We start from the raw sequence: 16,118 nt of genomic DNA, 5'->3' as shown, positions 1-16,118 counted from the left end.
TTCATCTCTCCAGCGGCGGATCGAGGCAGAGTGCGGAAAGCAGGCGGGCCGCCTCGGCAAAGTCCGCGATGTCCATCTGCTCGTCCGGATTATGGCTTCCATTGGCGTTGCGAATAAAAAGCATGCCGGTCGGTACCCCGGCATCGGCAAACACCGCAGCATCATGTCCGGCGCCGCAGGCCATGGTCAATGTGTCTATGCCATGCGCGGCAGCCAGCGCTTCGAACGATTGCACGATAGCATCATCCATCTGTGCCGGTTTGCTGTCGGTCAAACGGCCAAGCTCGAATTTCACCTGATGCGCGGCCTCTATACGCGCCACGGTATCGCGCACGATGGTCTGCATCGCCGTCAGCGTCTCCGGCTGCTGGCTGCGGATGTCGAGCGCAAAACTCAGTTTGCCGGCAACCTTGCTGAAGGCGGCCTCCTTGGCATCCGTGGAAAATTGCCCGAAGGTCACTACGAGATCCGCACCGGCTTCCGCCAGCGCGATCCATGCCTTGTCCAGTTCCGTCACCAGAGCCGCCGCCGCCCGCACGGCGTCGCTGCGATATTCGCGCGGCGTCGCGCCCGAATGCGCATACGTGCCGATGCATTCCGCCTCACGGAAACGGAAGGAGCCGCGAATGCCGGTGACGATGCCGAGCGGTATCTCGCGTTCGATCAGAACCGGCCCCTGCTCGATATGTGGTTCGATGAACATCGCGATATCGGCCGGATCGAGATAGGACGTGCCGGTCTTGAGAAAGGCGGTATCGCCACCGGCCGCATCGATTGCCGCGCCAAGCGATATCTGATCGGATGAACGCGTGACCTGATCGAGTTCACGCGCCGTCAGCTTTCCGAACGCCGCGCGACTGCCGATATAGGAGGCGCCGAACCATGTGCTTTCTTCGGCGCGGATCGCCATGATGGTGATGTCGCGCGGCGGGCGAATGTTGCCGCGCACGTAGCCGGATACGACGGCAAGTCCCATCAGTACGCCGGCAGCACCGTCGAAATTGCCGCCCATCGGAACGGAATCGAGATGCGAGCCGATGAAGATGCCGGGGCCTTCTTCGCGACCCTTCAGCGTCATGTAAAGGTTGCTACCCGGATCGGTCTTAATCTCGAGGCCGAGCTTGCGGGCCTCGCGGCGCACCATGTCATGGGCAATCTGCTCGCCAAGACCGAAGGATGTTCGGGTAATGCCGCGCGCATTGCCGGTGCGGCGCTTCAATTCGTCGAACAGCCGCTCAGCAAGGGCGATATCCACCGGCGCATGGTTGGATTGCTCCAGCGTCTGCCGCTGCACTGCTTCTGAATGGGCAATCATCAGCGGGCCAATCTCTTGATAATGCTGTCTCGAACATGGGCAAGGTGCTGGCGCATCGCATCGGCGGCATCGTCTGCCCGGCCGTCCCGTAGGGCGGTCACGATGGCGAGATGTTCCTGACAGGTGACTTCGAAACGCTCGGGAATGCTGCGCAGGTCGAAAATCTGGGTCTGGCGTCGAAGCGTGCGGATGATCTGCGCCAGTTGCGGATTGCCCGCTGCCTCGCCGATGCCGTCATGCAGACGGTCATCGACATCGCGCACCGATCCACGATCCGGCTTGCCGTCGGGCGCCGTCGCATTGTGCAGCAGGTCCTTCAGGTCGATTTCCAGAGCGCCCAAAATCTCGGGCTGCATATGGCCGGCTGCCAGCCTTGCCGCCTCCGGCTCCAGCAGTTGGCGGATCTGCAGCGCATCCATGTAGTCCTCGATGCGCATCTGCTTGACTTGCAATCCGCTTCTGCCCTGGCGAATGAGCAGGCCTTCGCCTTCCAGCATCAGCAGCGCATCGCGGATCGGGGTGCGGGACATGTTCAGCGTTTCGGCCAGCCGCCGTTCGGTGATCATCACGCCCGGTTTTGCCTGCCCGGAAAGGACAAGGTTGAGGATCTGTTCGTAAGCCTGAAGGGCAAGGCGCTTGTCGGTCTCGATCAGCATCGTCTCTGTCTCTTCCTCCCGCATGGCAGCGGCATCTCTGTGTGACGATTCGGTGCCACATCAACCTCGCATTGTCATCTCGCCAACCTATCCGCGCAGGTCAAGTGCACAGTTTTTAAGCGTGCCGAAATTTTGTATTCCGATGGTTGACGACTGGTATACCATTCCGTAGGTTGACGCAATAACAGGCTTCAAGCCGATAAGAGGGAATGTGATTGTGAATTCGATTGTCGCGCCCAACCTGCCATTTTCACGCGAAGAGCATCTTCAGCGGCAGGACGTGCTGCGGGCGGAACTGGCCGCGCGCGGCGTCGATGCGATGCTCGTTTTCGCGCAGGAAAGCATGTACTGGCTGACGGGTTACGACACCGGCGGCTTCGTTTATTACCAGTGCCTTGTTGTGCCGACCGATGGCCGCGCCCCGATCCTTCTGACGCGCCGCCCGGATCTGGTGCAGGCGCGCCAGACCAGCGTCATCGAGGATATCCGCATCTGGTGGGATGCCGAGGATGCCAATCCGGCCGCCGACCTGAAGGTCATTCTCGAAGAGCTGGGTCTTGGCGGCAAGAGGATTGCCATCGAGCTGAACACCCATGGCCTCACCGGCTGGAACCTCTATCGCACCCAGCAGACGATCGGAGACTGGTGCACGCTTGAAGACGATCGTCACCTGATCCGCTGGCTGCGTGTCGTCAAGTCGCCGGCCGAAATCGAATACACCCGCAAGGCGGCGCGCATTCTCGATACGTCGCTGGAGGCGGTCATTGCGGCGGCTCGCCCCGGTGCGCTCGATAGCGACCTGAAGGCCGTCTACCTGACCTCGATCCTCGGGCAGGGCGCCGACATGCCGCCCAATGCGCCGCTGTTCAATTCCGGCCCGCGCGCCGTTTATGGCCGTGGTGTTTCCGATCCGCGCCGGCTGGAAGCGCAGGATCAGATCCTCGTTGAATATCCGGTGGCTTACCGCCGTTACAACGTGAAGACCGAATGGACCATCCTGTTCGGAAAAGTCTCCGATGCGCATCGCAAGATGTACGACGTCGGCATGGAGACCTTGCGAAAAATGACCGAGATCGCCCGCCCGGGCACGACGCTGGGCGAAATCTTCGATGTCTATGCCGATGGTCTCGACAAGGGCGGCTACAAGCGTGCCCGTTACGGCGCCACCGGTTATTCGGTCGGTTGCACCTTTGCGCCGACCAGCATGGATGTGCCGCCGATGATCTATTCCGGCAATCCGACCGAATGCCGGCCCGGCATGACGCTTTTCTATCACGTGATGAATGGCGACGCCGATACCGGCCTTGCCATGGGCGTCGGCCACACGCTGCTGGTGACGGAAGGCGCACCGGAAGTGCTGACCGCCCTGCCGGAGGATCTGACCGTCATCACCTGACGGATTTCAACGATTGCCGGCGCCATAAAACAAGAAACGAAAAGGCGCCCGGCGGAATGTCAAAACCAAACGACAGAGGGCGAAATGACGACTTTTATGATTACCCGCCGCACGGTGGTAATGGGCATGGCCGCCACGGCAATGCTTCCAGGCATCAGCTTTGCGCAGTCTGCCACGCCCAAGCCGGGCGGTACGCTGAAGATCAGCCACTCGACGCGTATCGCGACGCTGAATGTGCTGAACTGCTCCGGCCCGGCCGAATATCCGGTGGTGGATATGCTGTATTCCGGCCTGACCCGCATGGGCCCGGACAACAAGCCTATGGCCGACCTTGCCGAGCGCTGGGAAGGCAGTGAAGATGCAAAAACCTTCACCTATTTCCTGCGCAAGGGCGTTACCTTCCATGACGGTTCGCCCTGCACGGCGGACGATGTGGTCGCTACCTTCCAGGCGATCCTGAACAAGGATGTGCCGGCGGCTGCCCGCTCGGTTCTCAACATGATCGACACGATCGAGGCTGTCGACGCCACCACCGTGCGCTTCAATCTGAAGACGCCGTTTGCCGACCTGCCGATCTCGACGGCGCATGCCAATGCCCGCATCGTTTCCAAGGCGGCCCTTTCCGGTCCGCGCGAAAAGCTTGATACGACCGCCAACGGCACCGGCCCGTTCAAGCTCGAAACCTACGACAGCGCCCGCATGGTGCGCCTCGTCAAGAACGAGAACTATTTCATCAAGGGCAAGCCGTATCTCGATGGCGTCGAGATGCATCTCTTCCCGGATCTTGCCGCCGAAAGCGCCAATTTCCTCAACGGCGCCATGGATATCATGCTCACCGTGCAGCAGGCGGATTTCGAGCGTATCACTGCTGCCAACGGCATCACCACCAAGCGCATTCCGTCCGGCCGTTTCGTCAACGTCACCATGCGTCAGGACCAGAAACCGTTCGATGACGTGCGCGTGCGCAAGGCGCTTGCCATGTCGGTCGATCGTGGCCTGCTGGTCGATATCGTGCTCGAAGGCCTCGGCCGCCCCGCTTACGACAACCTCGTCTCGCCGGAATTCCAGTACGCCATCAAGACGCCCGAGATCGCCTATGATCCGGAAGGCGCCAAGAAACTGCTGACTGAGGCCGGTTATCCGGATGGCATCAAGGTAACGCTGGTTGCTTCCAACCGTCCGGCGATCCGAGCCCAGGTGGCGGTTGCGCTGAAGGAAATGGCAAAGCCGGCAGGTTTCGACATCGAGGTCGAGACCATGTCACACGACACCTATCTGGCCAATGTCTGGATGAAGGGCAGCTTCTACATGGGTTATTGGGGCATGCAGGCCACCGAGGATGCCACGTTCAAGCTGCTTCTGACCTCCGACGCTTCTTATGAGGACACGGCCTGGAAAAACGCCGAGTTCGATACGCTGATATCAGATGCCCGTTCGACGACGGACACGGAAAAGCGGCGCGAACTTTATGCCAAGGCGCAGGAACTGCAGTTAAAGGACACGCCTTATATCGTGCCGATCTACGAGGACATCCTGACGGCAAACGGCAAGGGCGCGGAAGATTGGACGATCGCGCCGCTGTCCCGTTACTACTATGTCGAAAACGTCTGGCTGAATAAGGCCTGATGCCATGACCAGGGGTTATCTGATCAGGCGATTGCTCGCCATCTTCCTGGTGCTGGCCATCGTCACCTTCGCGGTCTTTGCGATCACGACGGTTCTACCCGGCAATGCCGCCATCATGATCCTGGGGGAATATGCCACCCCGGATGCGGTTGCGGCACTCGAGCGGCAATTGAACCTCGATCAGCCCTGGTACATGCAATATTTCAACTGGGTCGCCGGCATCCTGCGCGGCGATCTGGGCACCTCGTTGCGTCTGTCCCTACCGGTGTCCGACGTTGTCGGCGAGGCCTTTCTCAACTCGGCTCTGCTTGGCGTGACCGCGCTCGTCGCGGTCACGGTCATCGCCATCCCCTTGGGGGCGCTCGCCGCCCTCAAACGCGGCACCGCCGTCGATCTGGCGATCGGCCTGTTCAGCTATCTCGGTACGGCCTTGCCTGAATTCGTTACCGCGACGCTGCTTCTGGTGTTTCTCGCTGCCCCGAATTCCGGAATTTTCCCGGCCGGCGGTTTTGTTGCGCCCTGGGAGAACATGTCGGGCTTTGCCTATCACGTGGCGCTTCCGGCATTCACGCTCGGCCTCATTCTGCTCGCGCATATCTCCCGGCAGGTCCGCTCGGAAATGGCCGAAGTGCTGTCCTCCGATTACGTCCGCGCCGCGCGCCTGAAGGGTTTGACCGAACGCCGCGTCATCCGTCGCCATGCGCTGCCCAATTCTTTGGCGCCGGCCGTGGCCGTCATCTCGCTGGATATCGGTTACCTGCTCGGCGGCATCATCGTCGTCGAGGAAATCTTTGCCTGGCCGGGGCTTGGTCGCCTGCTGATGTATGCGCTGGAAAACCGCGATCTTCCGGTCATCCAGGCCGTCACGCTGCTTCTGGCCGCCGTTTATGCGCTGTCCAATCTCGTCTCGGACATCGTCATCGCCATGCTCGATCCGAGGGTTCGTTATGCGTGATTTCTTCAGTTCCCCGACTGCGGTGGTTGGCACGACCCTTCTGGTGATCGTGCTGACCGCCGCCCTTTTCGGGCCGTGGCTCGCCCCTTACGATCCGCAGACCTTTCACCCGATCGCGCGTCTGCAGGGGCCGTCCGCCGCGCATTGGCTTGGTACCGACCAGTTCGGCCGTGATCTCCTCTCTCGCGTTCTCAATGGAGCGCCTTCGACCGTCGCCTTCGGTGTGTTTGCAACGGCGCTTGGCGTCGGTGTCGGTTCGGTCATCGGCGTGATTGCCGGCGTGTCCGGTGGCTGGGTCGACAGTACCATCATGCGGATTCTCGATGGTCTTCTGGCCGTGCCGGATCTGCTCTTCACGCTTCTGATCGTCACCATGCTGGGGGGCGGCATGGAGCATGCGCTTCTCGCCGTCGCCGTCGCGTTCACGCCCGGCATGGCGCGTATCGCCCGCAGCGCCGTCCTCTCTGTACGTACCCGCGATTATGTCCGCGCCGCCATCGCCCGCGGCGAAAGCGGCTTTTACATCGTCGGCTGCGAAGTGCTTCCCAATGCGCTGAGCCCGATCGTCGTCGAGGCCACCATCCGCGTGTCCTTCGCCATCATGATCGGCGCAACGCTCGGCTTCCTTGGCCTCGGCGCCCAGCCGCCCAGCACCGAATGGGGGCTGATGGTCGCCGAAGCGCGGCAGTTCATGTTCCGCAATCCCTGGTGCGTGGCCATTCCCGGCCTGTCGATCGCCATGGCGGCGCTCGGTTTCAACCTGTTCGGCGATGCCCTGCGCGATGCCCTCGATCCCCGGAGAAGCCATTGACCTCCCCGCTCACTCCGGCCGTGACCGAAACCACCAAAGCCGCGCTGGCGATCCGTAACTATTCGCTGTCCTATCGCACAGCGGATGGCATCGTCTCGGCGCTGAAAAATATCGATCTCACCATCGCCAAGGGACAGACGGTCGGTCTCGTCGGCGAATCCGGTTCCGGCAAATCGTCGATGGCCTGGTCGATCATGCGTTATCTGCCGCCGAACGCGGTGGAAACGGCGGGTGCGATCCGTCTCGCCGGCGAGGAAATCCTCGACTATACGCCACGCCAGATGCTGGATATCCGCGGCCGTCGCATGGCCATGGTGTTTCAGGACCCATCGACATCGCTCAATCCGACCATCCGTCTCGGCGAACAGATTGCCGAGGTGCTGATGCGGCATCGTGGTCTTACCAAGGTCGAGGCCATGCAGGAGGCCGAAGCAGCCCTTGCCCGCACCGGCATCACCCACCCAAAGGACATGCTGCAGCGTTATCCGCATGAGGCATCGGGCGGCGAAAAGCAGCGCGTGGTCATCGCCACGGCCTTTGCCTGCGAACCGGAACTGATCATTTTCGATGAGCCGACCACAGCGCTCGATATTTTGACCGCCCGCCAGATCCTCGATCTGTTCAACCAGTTGCGCGAGGAAACCAATGTCTCGGCGCTCTACATCTCCCATGATCTCGGGCTGGTGTCGCGCGTGGTCGATGAGGTCTCGGTCCTGCACAAGGGGGTCATCGTCGAAAGCGGCAAGGTGGACGATGTGTTCCGTCGCCCCAAGGCCGATTATACTCGCCAGCTGATCGGCGCCGTGCCCAATCCCGACCGCTGGATCGGCATCGACGCGCCGGTCAATCCGGAACCGCTGATCAGCCTCGAGACGATCGGCGTGCATTACAATGCCCCGACCATGCTGCAGAAAATTTTTCAGCCGAAGGAAGCCGAAAAGGCCGGTTTCTGGGGTGCGAAAAACGTCAGCATGGACGTCCGCAAGGGCGAGTTGCTCGGTGTCGTGGGCGAAAGCGGCTCCGGCAAATCGACCATCGCCAAGGTGCTGGCAGGCCTTCAGGAATTTGACGGCAAGCTTCAGTTCGATGGCAAGACCTTTGCCAGCCGCAAGGATATCGACCGCGCCTATCGCCGCCGGGTGCAGCTGGTCTTCCAGCACCCGGATGCCTCGCTCAATCCGCGCCAGACGATCGGCACCATCATCGGTCGGCCGCTAAAGCTCTATGGCATCGTACCGGCCGACAAGGTCGCGGCACGGGTCGCCGATCTGCTGGAAATGGTGCGCCTGCCTGCCGATTATGCCAAACGTCACCCGCATCAGCTTTCCGGCGGTGAAAAGCAGCGTGTGGCGATTGCCCGCGCCTTTGCCGCCGAACCGGATCTCGTCATCTGCGACGAGGTGACGGCGGCGCTCGATGTGTCGGTTCAGGCGGCGGTGGCCGAGCTTCTGGTCAAGCTGCAGAAGGATACCGGCACGGCCTGCGTCTTCATCACCCACGATCTCAACCTCATCCGCCAGCTCGCGCATCGCATCGCCGTCATGCATCACGGTGCGCTGGTCGATTTCTTCGATGGTCCGGATGCCCGTTCGGATGATCGTGATCCCTATACCAAGGCCCTGCTGGACGCCGTTCCGGTTCACGCCGCTGCCGAGCAGTCGCAAGATATGATGGAAGGAAGTGCCCGATGACAAATGCCGTGGAACTCGCCGGCCGGATCGACCAAAAGGCCTGCCTCGACATTCTCGCCGACATGGTGCGGCACAAGAGCTATTCGGAAACGCCCGGCGAGCGCGTGCTGGCCGAACACATGGCCGATATCATGCGCGCCATGGGGCTGGAAGTCGAACTCCAGCCGGTGGTTGGCGATCGTGTGAATGCGATCGGCATCTGGCGCGGCACCGGCGGTGGCAAGAGCCTGTTGTTCAATGGCCATCTCGATACCAATCCGGCCACCGAAGGCTGGACCGTCGATCCCTGGGGTGGTGTTGTCGATGATGATTTCATCTACGGCATCGGCGTCTCCAACATGAAGGCCGGCGATGCTTCCTCGCTTTGCGCCGTCAAGACGCTGATCGACAACGGCATCCGCTTGAAGGGCGATGTCATCCTCACCTATGTGATCGGTGAATTGCAGGGCGGTATCGGCACGCTGCAGGCGGTACGCGCCGGCACCCGCGCCGACTATTTCATCAACTCGGAACCGTCCGACCTGCAGGCCATCACCATGCATGCAGCGGCCTTCACCTTAATCATCGAGATCGAGGGCGTCACCCGCCATCTCTCCAAGCGCGAGGCGGCCGTCGATGCCATCCGCGCCGCCTGCGAGCTGATCCCCGAACTCAGCGACATGACGTTTTCGGATGCGCCGACCGAGGAGCACAAATCGGTCAATCGCGTGCATGTTGGCGTCATGCACGGTGCGCTTGGCCGCGATCTGCATGAATGGCGCCCGCCGCAGGTGGCGGATTTCGTGCGGCTGAAGGGTTCGGGCCGGTATGGGCCGGGCCAGGCCAGAGAAAACGCGCTTGCCGATATCCAGAAGGTGCTCGATGGGCTTTGCGCGCGTCATCCGGGCCTGAAGGCAAAGGTGTCTGCCGAAACGAAAGATGATCAGCCGACCATGCCGGCCTTCGCGGTCGACAAGAACGCTCGCATCGTCACGGCGATCAATGCCGCCTACGAGGCGGTGCGCGGCGAAAAACAGCCGACCGGTGCCATCGCCCCGCCGGCCTATTTCGGCACCGATGCCGGTCATCTCTGGGCCGAAGGCGGCATGGAAGGTGTCGTCTGCGGGCCGGGCGGCCGCTACAACACCATGCCTGACGAACGTGTCGATATCGTCGATTACCTCGACATGATCCGCATCTATCTCATTACCATGACCGACATCTGCGAGGTCGCATGACGATGTATGTTCCCCAGGAATTTGCCGGCATGACGCCGGATGGCCGCAAGGTTCTCCTGAAATTCAAGCAGGCGGAATTTGCCGGCCGTTTGGCCGCCACCCGCCGCCGCATGAGGGAACGCGGGCTGGATGCGCTCGTCGTGTTCGCGCAGGAAAGCCATTACTGGCTGACGAGTTACGATACCGCCGGTTATGTCTTCTTCCAGGTCGGCCTTGTTCTGGCCGATGACGATAGCAAGACCGTGATGCTCACCCGCACACCGGATCTGCGGCAGGCCAATGTCGCCTCGCTTTACGATGATGTTCGCGTCTGGCTGAATGCCGAGGATGCCAACCCGGCTGAGGACCTGCGTGCCATCATGGCGGAGAAGGGTCTGAAGGGCAAAAAGGTCGGCGTCGAATATGCCACTTATGGCCTGACCGGCGCCAATGCCCGCATGGTCGACAAGGCGCTGGACGGTTTTTGCGTCACCGAAGACGCATCCGATATCGTGCGCACCGGCCGGCTGGTGAAATCGGCGGCAGAACTGCAGCATGTACGCATGGCTGGCAAGCTTGCCGATGCCGCCGTAAAGGCGGCGATCGATGTCACCCGGCCCGGCATTCCCGATACTGTCCTGAGCGGTGCTGCCTTGACCTCGATGCTCGCGGGCGGCGGCGATATCCCGTCCGGCGGCCCGCTCGTCAATTCGGGATCGCGCGCGCTTTACGGTCGCGGCATCGGTGGCCCGCGCCTGATCGAGGAGCAGGACCAGATCCTTGTCGAACTCGCCGGTTCGCATTGCCGTTATCATGTCGTCGTCGAACACACGCTGGTGACGGGCAAACCCGATCTACGCCAGATCGACATGCTGAATGTCGCCAAGGACGCGCTTGACCAGATCAAGGATGCAGCAAGGGCAGGGGTGCCGCTCGGCACGCTCGACGATATCCATCGCCGTGTGCTGGATGGTGCCGGTTTTGCCAAGGCACGTTATGCCGCCTGCGGTTATGCGCTCGGCTGCACCTTCAAGCCCACATGGATGGATGTGCCGCCGATGATCTATTCCGGCAATCCGCTGATCATGACGCCGGGCATGGTGTTTTTCGTCCACATCATGATCCCGGATGCGGAAACCGGTCTGACGGCCGGTGTCGGCCAGACCTTTGCCATCACTGATGGCGCACCCGAAGTGTTCAGCGATCTGCCGGTCGAACTCTATCGCTGCTGAACACCCGGTCATCCGTATTGACGGCGGCCTGCAAGCCAACGTCTAATCGCCGGCGTGCGCAGGGAGTCGGTCTCCCGTCGCCGGCCTGCCAACTGTTGAGAGAACCAGCATGACATTCAGCGTCGAATCCAAGGGCGTCTACGCGATTGCCGCAACCCCATTCCTTGAGGACGGGGCGATTGACTTCAACTCCGTCGACAGCCTCACCGACTTCTATCAGGACAGCGGCTGCACCGGCATCACCATCCTCGGTATCATGGGCGAGGCGCCGAAACTGGAGCCGGAGGAAAGCCGGGCGATCATCAAGCGCGTCATTGCGCGCGCCAAGGTGCCGGTCATCGTCGGTGTCTCCGCCCCCGGTTTTGCCGGCATGAAATCGCTTGCCCGCACCTCGATGGATATGGGCGCGGCAGGCGTCATGATCGCGCCGACACCGGCGCTTCGCACGGACGACCAGATCATCAATTATTTTGCCGGCGCCGTCGAAGCCATCGGCGACGACGTGCCGTGGGTACTGCAGGATTATCCGCTGACGCTGAGTGTCGTCATCTCGCCCGGCGTCATCGCAAAGGTCATCAGCAACCATCCCTCCTGCCTAATGCTGAAGCACGAAGACTGGCCGGGTCTGGAAAAGATCTCCAAACTGCGCGCCATGCAGAAATCGGGCGAATTGCGGCCGTTCTCCATCCTCTGCGGCAATGGCGGCATGTTCATGGATTTCGAACCGGAGCGCGGCGCGGACGGCGCCATGACCGGTTACGGTTTCCCCGATATGCTGACCGAACTGGTCTCGCTGTTTGCTGAAGGCAAGCGCGACGAGGCGCATGACCTGTTCGATGCCCACCTGCCGCTGATCCGGTATGAGCAGCAGCTCGGTGTTGGCCTTGCCGTGCGCAAGCATGTTCTCAAGCGCCGTGGTGTCATCGCTTCGGACGCGCAGCGCAAGCCGGCGCAGATGCTGACGCCCGCCGCCCGCGCCGAAGTGGATTACCTTCTGTCGCGCGTCGCGAAACACGACAAGCGCGCCGCCATCTGAGGGTAAAACCCACCCATAGACTTGCGAATTTGCGGCCGCGCTGACAAAGCGCGGCCGCACTTTTTCCAATTCCACCGTCAGCGGAAGTTCGTATTTGGAAATCGTATAATTCTAATCCGATTATTATCATTTATTATATTGCGGTGCGGCAATCGCGGTGGAACACTGCTCGGATAACAGGGTCGCAAAAGGCCCGGAACCGCCAGTAGGAGAACATCGATGAACCCCATGATCAAGGCCGGTCTTGCCGGCCTAACGACCCTTATTGCCTGTAGTTCTATCCTCTCCAGCCCGGCCTTCGCGATCGGCGATACGATCAAGACCGCGATCGACGGCACGTTTGCCCCGCATGCCATGCCGACGCTCGACGGCAAGATTGAAGGCTTCAATGTCGATCTGATCAATCTCATCGGCGACCGTCTCGGCAAGAAGGTGGAACTGACCAGCGCGCAGTTTTCCAGCCTTATACCGGCCCTGCAGGCCAGCACTTATGACTTTCTTGCCGCTCCGGTAACGGTCAACAAGGAGCGTTCCGCCAGCCTTCTCTTCACCGAAGGTTTTATGGATACCAATTTCAGCTTCGTGGTTCCGGCCAATGCGCCGGACTTCAAGTCGCTGGAAGACTTCAAGGGCAAGACGATCGCCGTCAACAAGGGCTCCGCCTATGACAGCTTTCTGCGCGAGAAGGAAAAGGAGTTCGGCTGGAAGGTTGAAAGCTACGGCACCAATTCGGATGCCGTCGCCGCCGTCATGGCTGGCCGTGCCGATGCGAACCTTGCCGGCAACACGGTAGCCGCCTGGGCAGTCAAGCAGAACGCGCGCCTGAAACTGTCCTATGAATATGCCACCGGCATGGTCTGGGCTTTTCCGTTCCGCAAGGGTGATGAAGCCAATCGCGATCTCGTCGAGAAGGCGATGGAATGCCTGAAGCTCGATGGCTCGATGGCAAAACTCTCGGAAAAATGGTTCGGCGTCGTCCCGGTTGCCGGCACTACCATCGTAACGCCCACCAAGGGTTTTGGCACGCCGGGCTTCGACGGTTATGTCGAGGATGACCACAAGGCATCCTGCGATAACCTGAAGTAACGCGCGTCGCGGACAGGCGGGCGCCTCCCGCCCGCCTGTCCGCCATTGCCCGACGGAGTAGCCGCATGGCCAATCGCCCGATGCTGGAAATCGCCGCGCTCGAAAAGCGTTTCGGTGCCAACACCATCCTCAAGCAGATCGATCTCAAGGTCGCCGAAGGCGAACTCGTCTTCGTCATCGGTCCATCCGGTTCCGGCAAAAGCACGATGCTGCGCTGTTGCAACCGGCTCGAGGAACCGACATCCGGCGACATCATCCTCGATGGCCGCAATATCATGGGTGGCACCAGCAGCGACCTCGCGCGCATGCGCCTGCAGGTCGGCATGGTGTTTCAGGGGTTTCACCTCTATCCGCATATGAGTGTGCTGAAAAACGTCACACTGGCGCAGCGCAAGGCGCTGAAACGCAGCAAGGTGGAAGCCGACGCGCGCGCCATGGACATGCTCGAACGGGTCGGCCTTGCCCATAAGGCGGATGCCTATCCGGCGGAACTGTCGGGCGGCCAGCAGCAGCGCGTGGCGATCGCCCGCGCACTCGCGCTCGATCCAAAAGTCATGCTGTTCGACGAACCCACCTCCGCGCTCGATCCCGAACTGGTCGGCTCCGTCCTCAAGGTGATGAAGGACCTCAAGGCCAAGGGCATGACGATGCTTGTCGTCAGCCACGAAATGGCCTTTGCCCGCGAGACGGCGGATCGGGTCGTGTTCATGGATGGTGGCGTCATCGTCGAGGAGGGCACGCCCGACGAAATCTTTGGTTCGCCCAAGGCGGATCGCACCCGCGCCTTCCTGTCGCGCGTTTCGGGCTGAGACGGCATGGATCGTTTTCTCGAAACCTTCTTCAATCCGGTGGTGATGGCGAAATACGCGCCTGATGTCATCGCCGGCATGGGCGTGACGCTGGTCATTGCCGCCGCCGTCATCGTTGCCGGTATCGCGCTCGGTCTCGGGCTGGCCTGCCTGCGCGCCTATCGCCGCAAGATCCCGAATTTCTTTATCATCTGCTACGCCGATATTTTTCGCGCCCTGCCGCCGCTGGTGTTGATCCTCATCCTCTATTTCGGCTTTCCGTCGATCGGCATCCGCCTGTCCGGTTCGATGGTACTGTTCATCGTGCTTTCCTTGACGCTCGCCGCCTTTGCCGAGGAGATTTTCTGGGCAGGTTTTTCCTCGGTGGAAAAGGGCCAGTGGGAGGCCGGCATCGCCACCGGGCTCGGTTTTACCCGCACGCTGGTTTATGTGGCGCTGCCGCAGGCGGTCCGGCTCGCCATGCCGCCGCTCGTCAACCGCGTGCTGGCCATCACCAAGATGACGGCGCTCGGCTCGGCCATCGGTGTGGTCGAGATCCTCTCCGCCTCCACCACGGCGCAGAGCTTTTCCGGCAGCGCCACGCCGCTCACCCTATCGGTCATCGCCTATCTGGCGATCTTCATGCCGATGGTGGTGTTTGCCCGCTGGCTGGAAAACCGCACCGCCTGGAAAAAGCGATAGGAGCCGGACATGGACATTTTCCTCGACCAGTTCTTCAACCTCGCCATCATGCAGAAGGCATTTCCGCTGCTGCTGAAAGGCGCGTGGATGACGCTGCAGCTGTGCGTCGCGGTCATCCTGCTTGGTCTTGTCGGCGGTCTTTTCGTGGCGCTTGGAAACCTCTCACCGCGCCGCTGGGTGCGCTGGCCGACCATCGTCTATACGGATGTCTTTCGCGCGCTGCCGCCGTTGGTGTTGCTGATCTTTATCTATTCCGGCCTGCCGTTTGCCGGAATCAAGGTGTCGCCGTTCACCGCCGTCGTCATCGCCTTCCTGCTCAACAATTCCTCCTATTATGCGGAGGTTTATCGCGCCGGTTTGATCTCGGTTGCCAAGGGGCAGTGGGAGGCGGCCGCGTCGACCGGCCTCAGCCGCACCCAGTCGCTGATCCATGTCGTGTTGCCGCAGGCGGTGCGCAATGTCCTGCCTGACCTGCTGTCAAACACCGTGGAGGTGGTCAAGCTCACCTCGCTTGCCTCGGTCATCTCGCTGTCGGAACTGCTTTACAGCGCCGATATGGCCCGTTCCGTCACCTATAATGCCTCGCCGCTGGTGCTGGCGGCGCTGTTTTATCTTGTGCTGTTGTGGCCGCTGGTGCGCCTCGTCAGCCATTTCCAGCGGCGTCTCGCCGCCTGATCGTCTCGAAAGGATTTTTGCCATGACCGTCATGAAAATCGCAGGCGCCCAGCTCGGCGCCATCCAGAAGGCTGAGAGCCGCGAAAGCGTCGTTGCGCGCATGATCGTGCTGCTCGACGAGGCCGCGTCCAAGGGCGCCGACATGGTCGTCTATCCCGAACTGGCGCTCACCACCTTCTTCCCGCGCTGGTATATGGAAGATCAGGCGGAGATCGATTTCTGGTTCGAAACGGAAATGCCGAACGCCGCCACCCAGCCGCTGTTCGACCGCGCCCGCGCACTCAACATCGCCATCACCTTCGGTTACGCCGAAAAGACGCCGGACGGCCATTATTACAACACGTCCATCGTCACCGACCGCCAGGCCAATATCGTCGGTAAATACCGCAAGGTGCATCTGCCCGGCCATTCCGAATACGATACCGAACGGGCCTTCCAGCATCTGGAAAAGCGCTATTTCGAACCGGGCGATCTCGGCTTTAATGTCTGGCGCAACGAAGGCGTCATCATGGGCATGGCCATCTGCAACGACCGCCGCTGGCCGGAAACGTTTCGCGTGCTGGGGTTGCAGGGCGTGGAACTGGTGACGATCGGTTACAATACGCCGTCGGTGAACAGCCAGATGAATGCCGAGGGGCTGGAAAAACGTCTGTTCCATTCCGACCTGTCGCTGCAGGCCGGTGCCTATCAGAACTCGACCTATGTGGTCGGCATCGCCAAGGCCGGCAACGAGGATGGCCATCCGCTGATGGGCGGCTCGATCATCGTCGATCCGGACGGTTTCGTTCTGGCGCGCGCCGTGACCGAAGAGGACGAGTTGATCATCGCCGAATGCGATTTCGAAAAATGCGCCTTTGGCAAAAAGACGATCTTCGATTTCGAGCGCCATCGTCGTATCGAACACTATGGGCGTATCACCTCGCAGACCGGTGTGATCGTCGAAGTGTAAGGAG

The 16,118-nt window shown here is 61.1% G+C and carries 15 protein-coding genes; 13 read left to right on the top strand and 2 right to left on the bottom strand.

Translation table 11 applies throughout. The annotated features are described in order from the left end of the window. Position 1: 1 nt before the first annotated feature. Positions 2-1,315: a hydantoinase/carbamoylase family amidase gene (locus tag EDF70_RS14455; protein WP_132274594.1), complete on the bottom strand. Its 1,314-nt coding sequence runs from the start codon at positions 1,313-1,315 to the stop codon at positions 2-4. Continuing rightward, positions 1,315-1,971 (bottom strand): GntR family transcriptional regulator, encoded by a 657-nt coding sequence (locus tag EDF70_RS14450; RefSeq protein WP_165932031.1) that lies wholly within the window; start codon positions 1,969-1,971, stop codon positions 1,315-1,317. The genes EDF70_RS14455 and EDF70_RS14450 overlap by 1 nt, the downstream gene beginning before the upstream one ends. Positions 1,972-2,188: 217 nt before the next feature. Between EDF70_RS14450 and EDF70_RS14445 the strand changes: the two genes are divergently transcribed. The 13 genes from EDF70_RS14445 to EDF70_RS14385 all read left to right on the top strand — a co-directional run bounded on the left by EDF70_RS14445 (position 2,189) and on the right by EDF70_RS14385 (position 16,114). Beyond that, positions 2,189-3,367 carry a Xaa-Pro peptidase family protein gene (locus EDF70_RS14445; RefSeq protein ID WP_132274589.1) on the top strand — a complete coding sequence of 393 codons (1,179 nt, stop codon included), beginning with the start codon at positions 2,189-2,191 and terminating at the stop codon, positions 3,365-3,367. An 84-nt stretch (positions 3,368-3,451) separates the two neighbouring features. After that, a complete protein-coding gene (locus EDF70_RS14440; protein ID WP_132274586.1) occupies positions 3,452-4,993 on the top strand; it encodes an ABC transporter substrate-binding protein in 1,542 nt (513 codons plus the stop codon). 4 nt (positions 4,994-4,997) lie between these two features. Beyond that, positions 4,998-5,948, top strand: a complete 951-nt coding sequence (locus EDF70_RS14435; protein WP_132274583.1) for an ABC transporter permease — start codon at positions 4,998-5,000, stop codon at positions 5,946-5,948. Further along, positions 5,941-6,759, top strand: coding sequence for an ABC transporter permease (locus EDF70_RS14430; protein WP_132274581.1), 819 nt, complete (start codon positions 5,941-5,943; stop codon positions 6,757-6,759). Before EDF70_RS14435 ends, EDF70_RS14430 begins: the two co-directional genes overlap by 8 nt. Then, a complete protein-coding gene (locus tag EDF70_RS14425) occupies positions 6,756-8,450 on the top strand; it encodes an ABC transporter ATP-binding protein (RefSeq protein ID WP_245519170.1) in 1,695 nt (564 codons plus the stop codon). Before EDF70_RS14430 ends, EDF70_RS14425 begins: the two co-directional genes overlap by 4 nt. Then, positions 8,447-9,667: a M20/M25/M40 family metallo-hydrolase gene (locus EDF70_RS14420; protein WP_132274578.1), complete on the top strand. Its 1,221-nt coding sequence runs from the start codon at positions 8,447-8,449 to the stop codon at positions 9,665-9,667. Before EDF70_RS14425 ends, EDF70_RS14420 begins: the two co-directional genes overlap by 4 nt. Then, entirely contained in the window at positions 9,664-10,878 is a 1,215-nt protein-coding gene (locus EDF70_RS14415) for a Xaa-Pro peptidase family protein (protein WP_132274576.1), read from the top strand. The genes EDF70_RS14420 and EDF70_RS14415 overlap by 4 nt, the downstream gene beginning before the upstream one ends. Positions 10,879-10,987: 109 nt before the next feature. After that, a complete protein-coding gene (locus EDF70_RS14410; protein ID WP_132274573.1) occupies positions 10,988-11,914 on the top strand; it encodes a dihydrodipicolinate synthase family protein in 927 nt (308 codons plus the stop codon). 219 nt (positions 11,915-12,133) lie between these two features. Next, a complete protein-coding gene (locus tag EDF70_RS14405) occupies positions 12,134-13,000 on the top strand; it encodes a transporter substrate-binding domain-containing protein (RefSeq protein WP_132274571.1) in 867 nt (288 codons plus the stop codon). Positions 13,001-13,065: 65 nt separating this feature from the next. Then, the gene (locus EDF70_RS14400; protein ID WP_281033601.1) at positions 13,066-13,809 is read left to right on the top strand and encodes an amino acid ABC transporter ATP-binding protein; all 744 of its coding nucleotides are present in this window, start codon (positions 13,066-13,068) and stop codon (positions 13,807-13,809) included. 6 nt (positions 13,810-13,815) lie between these two features. Beyond that, positions 13,816-14,490 (top strand): ABC transporter permease subunit, encoded by a 675-nt coding sequence (locus tag EDF70_RS14395; protein ID WP_132274569.1) that lies wholly within the window; start codon positions 13,816-13,818, stop codon positions 14,488-14,490. Between the two features lie 9 nt (positions 14,491-14,499). Continuing rightward, entirely contained in the window at positions 14,500-15,165 is a 666-nt protein-coding gene (locus EDF70_RS14390) for an amino acid ABC transporter permease (protein WP_132274566.1), read from the top strand. A gap of 22 nt (positions 15,166-15,187) precedes the next feature. Then, positions 15,188-16,114, top strand: coding sequence for an N-carbamoyl-D-amino-acid hydrolase (locus EDF70_RS14385; RefSeq protein WP_132274563.1), 927 nt, complete (start codon positions 15,188-15,190; stop codon positions 16,112-16,114). The last annotated feature ends 4 nt before the right edge of the window (positions 16,115-16,118 follow it).

The organism is Neorhizobium sp. JUb45 (assembly GCF_004343585.1).
Lineage (GTDB): Bacteria > Pseudomonadota > Alphaproteobacteria > Rhizobiales > Rhizobiaceae > Neorhizobium.
This window is presented reverse-complemented; position numbering and strand designations above follow the sequence as displayed.

Bases quoted from the DNA above. Each gene is read 5' to 3' on its own strand.
- EDF70_RS14405 (WP_132274571.1), top strand. From the start codon at position 12,134: ATGAACCCCATGATCAAGGCCGGTCTTGCCGGCCTAACGACCCTTATT.
- EDF70_RS14415 (WP_132274576.1), top strand. From the start codon at position 9,664: ATGACGATGTATGTTCCCCAGGAATTTGCCGGCATGACGCCGGATGGC.
- EDF70_RS14430 (WP_132274581.1), top strand. From the start codon at position 5,941: ATGCGTGATTTCTTCAGTTCCCCGACTGCGGTGGTTGGCACGACCCTT.
- EDF70_RS14400 (WP_281033601.1), top strand. From the start codon at position 13,066: ATGGCCAATCGCCCGATGCTGGAAATCGCCGCGCTCGAAAAGCGTTTC.
- EDF70_RS14385 (WP_132274563.1), top strand. From the start codon at position 15,188: ATGACCGTCATGAAAATCGCAGGCGCCCAGCTCGGCGCCATCCAGAAG.
- EDF70_RS14440 (WP_132274586.1), top strand. From the start codon at position 3,452: ATGACGACTTTTATGATTACCCGCCGCACGGTGGTAATGGGCATGGCC.
- EDF70_RS14410 (WP_132274573.1), top strand. From the start codon at position 10,988: ATGACATTCAGCGTCGAATCCAAGGGCGTCTACGCGATTGCCGCAACC.
- EDF70_RS14395 (WP_132274569.1), top strand. From the start codon at position 13,816: ATGGATCGTTTTCTCGAAACCTTCTTCAATCCGGTGGTGATGGCGAAA.
- EDF70_RS14450 (WP_165932031.1), bottom strand. From the start codon at position 1,971: ATGCTGATCGAGACCGACAAGCGCCTTGCCCTTCAGGCTTACGAACAG.
- EDF70_RS14455 (WP_132274594.1), bottom strand. From the start codon at position 1,315: ATGATTGCCCATTCAGAAGCAGTGCAGCGGCAGACGCTGGAGCAATCC.
- EDF70_RS14390 (WP_132274566.1), top strand. From the start codon at position 14,500: ATGGACATTTTCCTCGACCAGTTCTTCAACCTCGCCATCATGCAGAAG.
- EDF70_RS14435 (WP_132274583.1), top strand. From the start codon at position 4,998: ATGACCAGGGGTTATCTGATCAGGCGATTGCTCGCCATCTTCCTGGTG.
- EDF70_RS14420 (WP_132274578.1), top strand. From the start codon at position 8,447: ATGACAAATGCCGTGGAACTCGCCGGCCGGATCGACCAAAAGGCCTGC.